This is a genomic window from Bacillus sp. 7_6_55CFAA_CT2, from assembly GCF_000238655.1.
GTDB classification, from domain to species: domain Bacteria; phylum Bacillota; class Bacilli; order Bacillales; family Bacillaceae_G; genus Bacillus_A; species Bacillus_A cereus.
Genome location: NZ_JH414712.1, coordinates 44689 through 57130 on the forward strand (window position 1 = coordinate 44689; position 12442 = coordinate 57130).

The window sequence follows — 12442 nt, forward strand, 5'->3', positions numbered from 1 at the left end:
AACCCAAATTGCGGTTTTATTCCGCGGTCCTTAACAAATTGTTAAGGATCTTTTTTATTTGTCTTTTAGTTGCGAAAAAATAAATTTTCATAATGGGTGTTGTTAAAATTATTAGCTTGATGGTCATGTAGCGAAACAAAAAGGAGTGTATAGAGGGAGATTGAAGAAATACACGGATAAACACTCAGGTATGAATCATACGATTGAATTACGGGAGCACACCAATAAAACAGTGAAAAAAATATGCCAAATTACAGGTGTAAGCCAGGCCGCCCTGTATCCTAGATTAAAAGAACTTGAATAAAGTTCTTTTTTTATTTGTAATTAAAACCCAGAGTGGCCCTTCATACCCAGAATCGTTTCCGTACCCCTTATATATTTTTTTCTTTAATAATTAAGTTAATTTCATGGTGTTTTATTGTAATTCTTTTTTCTATTCTAATATAATTAGGGTTCTCTAAAGAAAAACGAATACTAGCTAAAGCGGTTATTAAATATGAAATTTTAGATGATTTTTTTCTTAAAAGATCATCTAAAACAGTTGTTTTTAAAGGCATCCAAATTGAAAATACAGCTATAGAAATGAATACGATCATTATAAGAAAGTAAGCTACTGCATCTGATAAAGTATTAATACCACCATGATTAAAAATCCAGGCATTAAGCCCAGACCATACTGGTATAGAAAATAAAAAGAATATTCCTCCATAAGTTGATATAGTTGTGAGAATGTTTTGTTTTTCTTCCGTCTCTTTCCTTTTTTCCAAAGATTTTATTAGAAATTCCAAAGAATTTTTATTACGTTCTTCATTATCACAAACTAGAATTCGTTCTTTAAACAAATAAGATCGAATAATAAAATAAATGAAAATTCTCCAATTACTACTTTTAAATGTAATACCATATTTATTAGTAGAAAAAAGTTCTGCTGGATATACTATGAATTCATATAAAATAAACATAGATAAACTTATATAAACGGAAATATAGATTAAATAAATATAAATATAATCATACATACCATTTCTTAAACCAAAGTTTATATATAATAATCCAAAAACTACAATACCACCAATAGTTAAACTACAAGCTACAATAATTAAATTTTTTAAAAAATGTTTATAAACTAAATTCCATAGGCTTAAATTTTTTTCATAAAAAGATAGCAACTGTTCTTCAAACATTTAAATATAAACACTCCTTAAATTTAAATTCTTTAAAACAAAACGTAATACAATATACCTCGCTTACAAGCTGTGTGTATATTGTATTACGTTTTAAAGTAAGGAACAATATATACATATAGATTTTCTTATAAAAAACCCTCTTAAAACAATTAACATAAATCACCATAAAACCCTCATTCGTTTTCATTTTTAGCAAATGCTTTACACGTAATCCATTATTAATTCTAATCAGAAATAAAATTATAATAACGATTTGAACAATGACGTTTAAGAGACCATTTTCATACCTTGGATGTGTTCTTTGCTTCGAGTTCAATTATGAGTTGCTTTTTATCCATTCACTTTTCAATCCCTTTATTTTCAGTAATTTGAATGTATACTTTTTCTGCTGTTTTTAGAACATCAATGAAATAAGATGAAAGTTAATGTTTAAGCGGAAATGAAAGTAAACTTTTGGCTAAAAGTTTACTTTGGAGTTTTGAATCATTTATAACTAATTTTGTAATAAATTTCTCAATATAGATATACTTGTTAAGTATGGTTCTAATATTCAAAATTAACAAAAAATAAATTATAATAAAAATATGATGGTTATCCTTTTGTTTACTCCTTGTGCTAAAGATAAGATCGTGTTCGCCGATCTTATCTTTTTTTATTTGTGATTTTTGATAGGCGTATCAACAACATTTTAACGAAAATATACGCTAAGCAAAATTCAACATGAAAAAACGTTGATTTTACTACTCTAAGAGAATCATCTGATCTCAAAAACGTATGTATTTGAGACAAGTGCGTTCCAATGTAAAAGGTGCTGAAAAGAGCCTAAATAGTGTCTCAAAACTCATCCTTAAATCAAAAACTCAATTCAAATCGTGTTATTGAGTTTTGAGAATCCCTTAGCGTATAAAAAAGTTAAAATGTGCGTGCTACCCCTTAAATCACTTAATCTCTAAAATCATTGCTAGATCGATTGCATAATTCGTGCGAGTTCTTTTTCTAAAGCAGCGGGCTCGTTTGCATAATTGTAAATCCCTAAAAACTTCTCTATAGCCTCTGGATGGGAACTGATTAGCTTGTTGACAGCATCCTGTTGTTCAGATATGCGTTCATTCTTCGAAATTTGGCATCCCATATGAAACCGAACCATAAACTCATCTTCTATTGCCTTTTGATATTCTTCAGACATTTGATTTGATTGATCGGATTGTCCCTTATATTTTGATAGAATATTGGATAATATACGTGCTCCACATATAGCATCATGGATACCCTGCGCCATGCCAGGATCTTTAAAACAAACTGCATCTCCAACCAACGCCCATCCTTTTCCCATTCCTTTATACCAGTAATTATCATATCCGAGAATGCCTTTGACCGGTTCTACTAGTTCTGCATTTTTCAAGCGCACCCCAATTGTTGTATTCGGAAAGTTATCTGTAAAGAAATTGCGTAGACAGCTTTCCGGATTTAATTTCAACCGTTCTATCAATTCCTTATTTTCTAATGGGAAAATGCCGACAATTACATATAAATTATCATTCGTTGGAAAGAGAATGGCTGTGTTATCTTTTATCTTGTATACTTCAAATTTAGGGACATTATCGTGGCGAAATCCAGAGAAATACCCGAAATAGATGCCGACTGTTGCCGGAATACTTATTTTGAGTTCACTTTTTACCAGCTTGCGAATAATAGAGGATCGGCCGTCTGCCCCGACTACCAGGCGAGCTAAAAATTCTTGTTTCTCGTTGTCGCCGTCTAAACCTTTCACGCCTATCACTGTTTCGTCATCACGGATGACATCCGTCACACGAAATCCTTCTAAAACAGTTACATTCATTTGGGATTTGGCTTGTTCAAGTAGAATATGATCGAGATAAGTTCTTCTAATACAATAACAACTTTCCTCTCCGTAAACCTCAGGGATGAGACCTTCTATCACGGTATCCTCAAATTGAAATTTAATATCCCGTACCGGCGGTGCTTTTGTTTCCAATAACTTGTCCAGGACACCGGTTTCTCGAAGAAGAGCGACAGTATTATTGAAAAAGGTATGGGTTGATAATGTGTCCCTTGGAAAATTCGCTCGGTCCACTAACAACACATGGAAACCTGCCTTAGCAAGATAAATTGCCAGGGTAGAGCCGGCACATCTAGCACCGGTAATGATGACATCATACGTCTTATTCATCGTATCACTCCATTTTCAAGTATAATTATTAACTTGCTTATCCATTAGCAGAGTTCTAAAGTTAATGCCCCTACGAGTTAAAGTAATGGGGAAAATTGATAAGAATGCACTACATACATAAAGTATGGAAGCTAAAACGAAATAAGTACAGAAAATTCTCACCTGCTATACAATTAAAAAGAATTTGTGGTAAAAATCGGAATGATAATTTAAGTATTAAATAAAGGTCCGTTTACTTGTTTCGTGAAGAGTTAATAGATGTATATTCACAAAAATGGTTGTTAAAACATCGACTCCAAACTCCTTGTATAAAGTTTTGGAAATCAAGTCCATTTGCTATGTTAAATGCGCTATAATTTTGGGGTAGTCGTCCTTATCATATGTTGAATGAATTATATCCAAATCGTTTTAAAGAGTGGGAATTAAAAAAAACGCCTACAGGATTCTGGACAAAAGAGAAGGGACTCCATTTAGCAGATGAGTTCAACATAAGATTCAATGTAGACTATTGATTATGTATCTTGTTTTTTATTAAATACTACGGTACGTGAAATTTTAAATATCTTTACTAAAAAAGCCCCTTGAAAGGAGCACTTATTTTACAAGATACTGTTCTATTTCTTTTATTAATAGTTCTGCACCTTCTGGGCTTAATGTGATCTTACCATTTGCTAATGCCATGTTACGATTTGACACTTCTCCTGTTAATGCACAAACATGACCAGGCTGATACTTCTGTAAAATGATGTCTTCCCCTTCTACAAAAATCTCTAATGGTGATTTTTCTTTAATCCCAAGCGTATTTCTAAGTTCCTTTGGAATCACTATACGCCCTAATTCATCCACTTTTCTAGTTACTCCGGTTGCTTTCATCCAGCATATTTCCCCATTTCATTATCAATTTGTACCTAATTTATTCTTTACTATTGTAACAGGCTTTCACCATACATGAGAAACATAATGAACCAAAAACAGACAATCATAATAAGAAACTCTTTAAACCCTTGCTGAAAGGAAATACGACCTTCTTCCATTCTACACGCCCCTTTTCCCTACAACTTTTAATATGTTAAAATATAGAGGAAAGAAATCTGCCAATTTCTTTCCTCGACGGTCACTCATGACTTCTGCTCTTTGTTTGCTTTTGCAAATGAAGAGCTTTTATTTTGCGTACTTATACTTGCTTTCTAACATCGCATAACGCAATAACTTTAACTTTGTTTCTTTTTTCAATGCTTTCCATTCCGATACAGCAATCTTCATTCTTCATTCCTCCATTACTTTGTTATTTATTTAGACTTATAAGTTCCATTTGTAAATTTTTTTAACGAATTTCCCGAAAGAATTCTCCTTCCTCAAGCGTGTGAAGGGCGTAGCCCAACGGTAGGTGGGAGATGAATTTCGGTTTGGCGTAGCCAAAAGGTTTTCCTTTTTATTTTGCCTCTGATATAATCAGTCTTATAAATTATAAAGGCTGGTATATAAATGAAATTAGATAGTAATAACCATTCAGTATTCTTGTTGTATTATCATCTTGTGTTGGTCGTAAAATACAGAAGAAATGTGTTTGATGATGATATGTCAGACTATGCAAAAGATATGTTTGTTCGACTATCTGAAAACTATAACATCACATTAGTTGAATGGAATCATGATGTAGACCATGTTCATATTTTGTTCAAGGCACACCCTAATACAGAAATGACAAAATTCATCAATGCTTATAAAAGTGCAAGTTCTCGACTTATTAAAAGAGACTTTCCACAAGTGAAAAAGAAACTTTGGAAAGAGATGTTTTGGGCAAGAAGTTTTTGCTTGCTAACTACTGATGGTTCGCCAATAGACGTAGTAAAAACATATATTGAAAATCAAAGTGAAAAGTGAGGTGAAATGATATGACAAAGCAGAATAAAGCATATAAATTCCGTATGTATCCAACAGAAGACCAAGCACATCTTATGCGTAAAACCTTCGGTTGTGTACGTTTCGTGTATAACAGAATGTTAGCTGAACGGAAAGAAGCGTATGAAAAACATAAAGATGATAAGGATCAACTAAAGAAACAAAAGCTTCCCACTCCTGCAAAATACAAAGCAGAATTTGAGTGGTTAAAAGAAGTTGATTCATTAGCTTTGGCAAATGCTCAACTAAACTTGCAAACTGCCTATAAAAATTTCTTTCGTGGTCAAAATGACTTCCCAACATTCAAAAGCAAAAAAGACAGAAAGTCTTATACAACGAATGTAGTGAACGGAAATATTATGTTGCTTAATGGTCATATCAAATTGCCAAAACTGAAAATGGTACGTATCAAACAGCATAGAGAAATACCACAAGGCCATATAATCAAGTCATGTACGATTTCTATGACACCTACTGGTAAATACTATGTGTCCATTTTGACTGAATACGAAAAAGAGATCGTACAAAGAGAAGTAGAAACAGTTGTTGGATTAGACTTTGCGATGGATCAATTATACGTCAGTTCTGAGGATGAGAGAGCCAATTATCCTAAGTTCTATCGTGAAATGTTAGACCGATTAGCAAAGGCGCAACGAGTATTATCAAGACGTACAAAAGGTTCAGGGCGTTGGAATAAACAACGTATCCGTGTAGCTAAGCTGCATGAAAAAGTAGCAAACCAACGTAAGAACTTCCTTCATCATAAGTCTAAAGAGTTAGCTACTCATTTTGATGTTGTCGCTATTGAAGATCTAAATATGAAGGGAATATCGCAAGCACTTCATTTTGGAAAAAGCGTCGCTGATAATGCTTGGGGTATGTTCACTTCTTTCTTAGCTTATAAACTAAATGAACAAGGCAAACAGCTTGTGAAAATAGACAAATGGTTTCCTTCCACAAAAACATGTAGCAGTTGTGGAAATGTGAAAAATATGTCATTGTCTGAACGAGTCTATTCTTGTATATGCGGTGTAAATCTCGATAGAGATTATAACGCAGCTATCAATATCAAAAATGAAGCAATACGCCTATTGGCGTTAGCATAGATAGCAATAAAATAACCCTTGGAACAAGGGAGTTAGCTCGGCTGTCTTAGGACGAATTCGTTAGCTACCAAAAGTAACGACTAACCGAGAAGCCCCCACTTCAAACAGTCCGTTAGGACGTTAAGTGGCGGGTAGTTCACCTTTCCGTTCCATGTAATAACCTCCTCAATAAAGTTATATAACTTTATTGAGGAGGTTGCTATATGGCTGTTAATAAAGACAAGTACACTCAAATTTTAGTTACTTTTACAAAAGAACAAGTAGAACAAATAGAAAATTATTGGCATGAAAATAAGCTGAAGAACCGAAATGAAGCAATTCGTCAGATCGTAGACAAAGGGTTAAGTCGTAAATAATGGATATCCTTTTTATTTTTCCTAAAAAACCTAAAAACGCATTTAAATTCCCTCTCTCCCTTTACATGCGTTTTTATAACAAATATGACTTATTGTATTAATAACCATATCAAAACCTCATACAACTAAATCTGAAGATTCATTTTTTAGTTAAACTGATTTTTTTCATGAATTCTTTAAACAAATGAAAAAAGAGCCGGATTTTCATCACAGCTCATGTATTAATTGGTTCTGTATGTGTACATGTCGGATATTGTGAACAGCCAAAAAACTTATTTCCTGTTTGATTTGAATTACGAACGACTAAATCATGTTTACATGTTGGACATTTCCGTGCTGCAGGCGTTACCCCTTGATACACATCTTCAGCCGAATATTCGGGATTGATTTTATTAATCAATTTCTGAAGCTCTACACGATCTATTAGTTTTACATTACAAGCTTCCGCTAATTCTTTCGCCTGTCTTGTATACACACTGTTCGTTACAACCCAGCCCTCATTTGCTTTGTAATAGGCTTGTGCTGCATATATCTCTTGTACGGCACTAATGCCGACTCTATTTTTCATCCCGTAGCGTTTTGCCTGGATTACAATACGATTTTTCCCCTTCAATACCAGATCCGCTCCGAAATCATTTGACTGCTTTGTGACTGTTGGAGAATAACCCAACTCTCGAAAGAGAGCTTTTAGATATACTTCGAATTGATGTCCGTCCATTTTGTCTATATAACGAATACCAGACTTAGCCATTCGCTTTAATATTCTTCGCTCCTGGATCTTCCGGTACATAAATTTACAAATACGAAAAAGAACATAAAGGATAAAAATACAAATCAAAATCTGTAATATGTTTGGCATTTTTGGTAGATTAGACACTTCGCTCCACCTCTTTAATTGGTTTCATTTTCTTTGGTTGGGCTGTTTCTTTTGCCTGTTGCTCACTCACTTGTTTCTTCCGGACATCGTTCCAATCTTTTTCATTCGTTGGAATATCCTCTTTAAGATCTACAAAGCATTTCATTGTCTGAATAAAGTCTTTCCCAGCTTTATCATTATCAACTGCCATAATGACCTCTTTAATATCGTGCCCTTCTTTTTTCGCATCCATTAAAGATTGAATTACTGTTTTTGACTTCAATCCATGCATAGAAACCAGGCGAGCGTTTTGTATGTTATTTTGCTTGATACTCCAATGAGATAACATATCAATCGGATCTTCGTAAAAATAAATTTTATCCGGCTTACCCACATCAACTGTAAAACCCGCATTGATTTTTTCATAATTCGGGACAATTTGCTTAAAGCTTCCTCTTTTATTCTCCATTTTTACTGTACCTTGAAGGTTCATACCAATGACTTGCCCTTTGCCTCCTTCTTCCCTCCATTTAAACACCACATTATTTTTCTTATCCTGGGCGATGAGATCCTTTTTAATCAGCCAATTCACCAAGCGAGGATCTATTTTCCGTTCATTAACCAGATATTCTTTAATCTCTTTTTGCTTATTTACTTCCAGGTGTTTGGGATAACTAAATGGCTGCTGTTCTTTTTTGCGCTCCTCTTCCGCTTTTGAACGATCAAATTCTTTGTAATCCCCCTTCTGAATGTCCATCACGGCTTGAGGGAATGTCATCTCATAGTACATCATGGCAAAACTAATCGCCCCATATCCCTTTTCTCCTCGACTATTCCAGGCGTATTGATTCCCTTTAATAATGAGACTGTCATGTTCCGTATGACGATAATAGTTTCCTTCTTTCTTAAACGTTTCTCCTTTTGCTTCCAGATATGAAATCAAGTCAACTTTTCTTGCTTCCATCGCATCCTCCGCACTGACATATGCCATTACGGAATCCCCCCTTTACTCTATAAAATGAAATAAAAAAGAGGACTATTCCGTTTCCTAGTCCTCTTTTGCTACTTATAGTTGTTATATTCAATTTTTAATTGCTGACTTTATAAAAAAATCTTTACTAACAAGACGCTTAATTACCGCATTTTTGAATGAGTATAGATTTTTTATTTCTTACTATATAATTATCTTCGGCTTCAAATTTAACTTTTCATAGGGTTTACTATATAGGGAAATGAATTTTTCTATTTAATATCTGTGATTCCCAACCATTGTCTCTATAAAATCATTAATAAAGTTTTTTTGATTTAATTTTAATCCAATGCGAACCCCTATAGCTTCTGCACCTGGACGGAAATCAGCAATCGTTTGTCCTCTGAAAGATTTTAAATCAACTTCTACTTTACGATACATATATTGAATAAAACTAGGATTAGCTATTGCACTCATTGCAACTACATCATGTAAAGGAGCCCCTTTAATACTTTTATTCAATTTTTTATAGGCACTGTAATAATAATCATAGATTGGTTTTATTAATGATTTGAATGGAATATTTGTATGTTCCACAATATAATTCACTTTGTTCGGGAGCAATATAGCCGAATTTGTTACATTTAAAGGAATCATTGTTAAATTTTTCGACTGATTAATTACAAATTGTGTAGAAACAGGATCACCATACGCATTGGCTTCCGCTACAGTTGTAACATTTCCTGGTTGTAGGAACACTCCGGACATGATATAAACTTCCTTTACACTTTGCATTAGTTCTTTCCAAATATTTAATACCATCGCAAGGGAAGTAGATCTTCCTACATCAATAATTGTTAACTCTTCCTTGTACCTTTCAATAATTTTAGGGATTAAGCTAAAATCATGAACAGGCATAGTTGTTATACTTTCAGGAGGCCGAATAGGACCAAGTCCTTCTGCACCATGGATTTCTGGATAATAATTAGTAAACCCATTGAAAAATGGTAAAGTTGCACCACTTATAACAGGGATATCTTGTCTGCCAGCCAATTGCAAAAGATATAAGGCATTTCGAGTTGTTTGTTCTTTGGTAACATTACCGTAACTCGTAACAATTCCAACAATTTCAATCTTAGGATTTTGTAGACCATATATGATAGCTAAAGAATCATCAATACCTGGATCGCAAAATAACAATACCTTCTTCAAAGTATATCTCCTTTCTTACAAAAACTAATTTTATAAGACAAGCCTTATACCATTTATATGTAAGAAATCAGTGTATTTATGACGCATGTTTTGAGATACTCCCTCTATAAGTAATTTTTTACTTAACCTCGTATAATATGAATGATAATAGGCTTGTCATGTGTGTTTTTACGTTATTTTTCCTATATAGTAAAGAACTGTTTTATCTTGTTACATTTATAGTTGATACATTTCATTTTTATTTGCCGAATAAGAATTTTAATCGCTTCTCCTGTACGCTGTATGATAAACGAGCGTCAAATTTTTTCCCGTTTTTGTTCGAGATAAACCCTTTAATCTGATCCGTTACATTCTTTTCTAATAACTTTTTCACATGGTTACTACTTAAATTTTTACCAGAGAATGTACCAAAAATAATGAAATCACAGCCTTTTTTGTATTTCTCACATAAGTAATTACTTTTCCCTACAAGAACTCTACTCTTACATAATGGACACTTACCAATAGTACGATCTTCAGTTGTTGGAAAACGGAATTTCAAACTTCCGTCCGCTTCCATATAGATAGCTGCTGTAAATTCTCCCTTTTCTCCTTGAAAGCCGTTGATAAAATCCGTTGTTTTATACTGAATTAGCTTTTTCATCTGATTACCAGGGATTGCTTTCCCTTTTATCTTGGCTGGTAACATAAAATCACATCCATTTTTATGCTCCGTGCATCCATAAAATGTTTTACGATGAAGCATATCACCCTTTTTACATTTTGGACATTTACCAAATGACAGCTCTTCTTGTGTTGGGAACTGAAATTTAACCTTCCCTTCATGTAATACGAGATAAGCGGAAAACTCCTTCTCATTGGACTTAAATCCTTTTAAAAGATCTGTTTTCTTATCCTCAAACAGCTTTTTCGCTTGCGCTTCCGGAATCGCTTTTTCTTTAATTTTTTTCGGTAAGGAGATTTCACATTCCGGATAATTACTGCAACCATAGAAATTGCCTTTATGAAGGATTTTTCCTTTTCTACAAGGGCATTTGCACACCTCAATCTGCTGATTCCAGGTATTAATAATGCTATCCGACACCTTATTATCCATTGCGCCTAATTGTTCCACTGTGTCTTTTACAAACGTATTTGTTTTCTCCACAAATTCCTCATATTTCATTTCATTCTTTTCGATCATATAGATCATCCCTTCCATTTCAGCCGTATAAGCTGGATTTTTGATTTCATCTACCGGAAAAGCATCTATAAACGCACGACCAATATTAGTAGTTCGAATCTGACTGTTAGTAACATCAATATAGCTTCGCTCTAACAGTTTTGGAATAAACGTTTCTTCCGTTGCGACTGTCCCAATCCGTTTTCCTTTCATAAGTTCTTTCAAATGTTCATCATCTAATTTACGCCCTGCCGTCTCCATAAAGGTTAAAATGGAACTTTCCGTATGAAAGGCTGGTTTCTTCGTTCGAGACTCAATCAAGTCATACTGAACGATTCTGAAAGAATCTCCTTCTCGTAAAATAGGTATCTGAAATGCTTCAACTGACCCCTCTTCTATATCCTCTTGAAACACACTTAAAAACCCTTTCTCTTGTAGGATCTTTTCTTTTGTACTGTATGTGTTGCCCTCTTGATCTATAAAATGTACTTCTCTTACCAGGTAGATTGCTGGTTTCATAAAATTCCCGATAAATCGTTTTACAATTAAGTCATATAACTGTTTTTCTAATGGATTTCGGTTGGTCCCGTCATATAATTTTGTTGTTGGGATGATGGCAAAGTGACTACTGACTAACTCATCATTAAAAGTAGTATGTTTTTTCGTAATAGAAGATGGAACCACTTGTTGTACGAGATTTGCATAGGTGCTTTTTTCTAATGCTGCCATTACTTCCTTCACTCGTTCCACTTGTTCTGTAGGTAAATGCCTGGATGAAGAACGAGGATAAGTAATAAAGCCTTCTTCATACAAACTCTGTATATATTTTTTTGCTGTTTCCGCATTTATCTTCAGTTTTGCGTGAGCATCTTTGTAGATATCCGTTAAGTTATATAATAATTTTGGTTTCTTTTTTCTCGTACTCTCTTTAAATTCCGTTACGATTACATTCGTTTCTTTCAAGCTATCTCCAAGCTTTTGTAGTGGCGATGGATCTATCAGTTGCTCTTCTGTTTTCATTACTGGTGATAAACCGTTTTCCGTTAGTAGCTTTAAATTGTAATAGGTTTGTTCTTTATAATTTTGGATAGCGATTTCTCTCTGACGGATTTCATTCAAGATGCACATTTGAACACGACCAGAAGCCAATAAAAATTGATTTTTTGCTAGTTTGGATGTACAGCCCCTTGTAACATTAATCCCTAGAATATAATCCAGGTATTGCCTTGCTTTAGCGGATTGAGCAAGCCCATCATAATCTGCTCCTGGTTCTAATCGGTTTAATGCTCCTTCTAATTCTGCGGCCTCATAGGAAGAGATAAATAGGCGTGATTCTCGCTTGTTCACACCTGCATGTTCATATATTTCTCGATAGATAAGCTCACCCTCTCGATCTGCTTATCTCCATAATGATGTACAATAATAGTATACTCAATATTAAAGAACATCAAAGATGCTTAATTATTAATTTCATAAGGGTATAGGGGATAATAAACTTCA

General features: G+C 33.9%; 10 protein-coding genes and 1 pseudogene. 4 read left to right on the plus strand and 7 right to left on the minus strand.

The genetic code is table 11. The annotated features are described in order from the left end of the window. The first annotated feature begins 160 nt into the window (after positions 1-160). Positions 161-304: a resolvase gene (locus tag HMPREF1014_RS30755; RefSeq protein ID WP_255259073.1), complete on the plus strand. Its 144-nt coding sequence runs from the start codon at positions 161-163 to the stop codon at positions 302-304. Between the two features lie 67 nt (positions 305-371). Here HMPREF1014_RS30755 and HMPREF1014_RS23805 read toward each other — a convergent pair whose 3' ends face one another. The 3 genes from HMPREF1014_RS23805 to HMPREF1014_RS23815 all read right to left on the minus strand — a co-directional run bounded on the left by HMPREF1014_RS23805 (position 372) and on the right by HMPREF1014_RS23815 (position 4251). Continuing rightward, positions 372-1184, minus strand: coding sequence for a hypothetical protein (locus HMPREF1014_RS23805; RefSeq protein ID WP_000461370.1), 813 nt, complete (start codon positions 1182-1184; stop codon positions 372-374). Between the two features lie 964 nt (positions 1185-2148). Next, positions 2149-3378, minus strand: coding sequence for an NAD(P)/FAD-dependent oxidoreductase (locus HMPREF1014_RS23810; RefSeq protein WP_001044756.1), 1230 nt, complete (start codon positions 3376-3378; stop codon positions 2149-2151). Between the two features lie 594 nt (positions 3379-3972). Beyond that, on the minus strand, positions 3973-4251 hold the full coding sequence (locus HMPREF1014_RS23815) for an AbrB/MazE/SpoVT family DNA-binding domain-containing protein (protein ID WP_000648347.1): 279 nt from the start codon (positions 4249-4251) through the stop codon (positions 3973-3975). 612 nt (positions 4252-4863) lie between these two features. On the opposite strand from HMPREF1014_RS23815, the gene tnpA reads away from it, so the two are divergent. The 3 genes from tnpA (at position 4864) to HMPREF1014_RS31750 (ending at position 6742) form a co-directional block, all read left to right on the plus strand. After that, on the plus strand, positions 4864-5262 hold the full coding sequence (gene tnpA, locus HMPREF1014_RS23825; RefSeq protein ID WP_000762746.1) for an IS200/IS605 family transposase: 399 nt from the start codon (positions 4864-4866) through the stop codon (positions 5260-5262). A gap of 11 nt (positions 5263-5273) precedes the next feature. Continuing rightward, positions 5274-6386, plus strand: a complete 1113-nt coding sequence (locus HMPREF1014_RS23830) for an RNA-guided endonuclease TnpB family protein (protein ID WP_000166251.1) — start codon at positions 5274-5276, stop codon at positions 6384-6386. A gap of 203 nt (positions 6387-6589) precedes the next feature. After that, positions 6590-6742, plus strand: coding sequence for a ribbon-helix-helix domain-containing protein (locus HMPREF1014_RS31750; protein ID WP_000290205.1), 153 nt, complete (start codon positions 6590-6592; stop codon positions 6740-6742). A 214-nt stretch (positions 6743-6956) separates the two neighbouring features. Here HMPREF1014_RS31750 and HMPREF1014_RS23835 read toward each other — a convergent pair whose 3' ends face one another. The 4 genes and pseudogenes from HMPREF1014_RS23835 to HMPREF1014_RS23850 all read right to left on the minus strand — a co-directional run. Further along, entirely contained in the window at positions 6957-7619 is a 663-nt protein-coding gene (locus HMPREF1014_RS23835; RefSeq protein WP_000067651.1) for a restriction endonuclease, read from the minus strand. After that, on the minus strand, positions 7612-8589 hold the full coding sequence (locus tag HMPREF1014_RS23840; protein WP_000332209.1) for a DUF3991 and TOPRIM domain-containing protein: 978 nt from the start codon (positions 8587-8589) through the stop codon (positions 7612-7614). The genes HMPREF1014_RS23835 and HMPREF1014_RS23840 overlap by 8 nt, the downstream gene beginning before the upstream one ends. Positions 8590-8844: 255 nt before the next feature. Continuing rightward, positions 8845-9780: a nucleoside hydrolase gene (locus HMPREF1014_RS23845; RefSeq protein WP_000756786.1), complete on the minus strand. Its 936-nt coding sequence runs from the start codon at positions 9778-9780 to the stop codon at positions 8845-8847. Positions 9781-10018: 238 nt separating this feature from the next. Next, positions 10019-12340: pseudogene (locus HMPREF1014_RS23850) on the minus strand (type IA DNA topoisomerase); the annotation flags it as partial. Positions 12341-12442 lie beyond the last annotated feature (102 nt).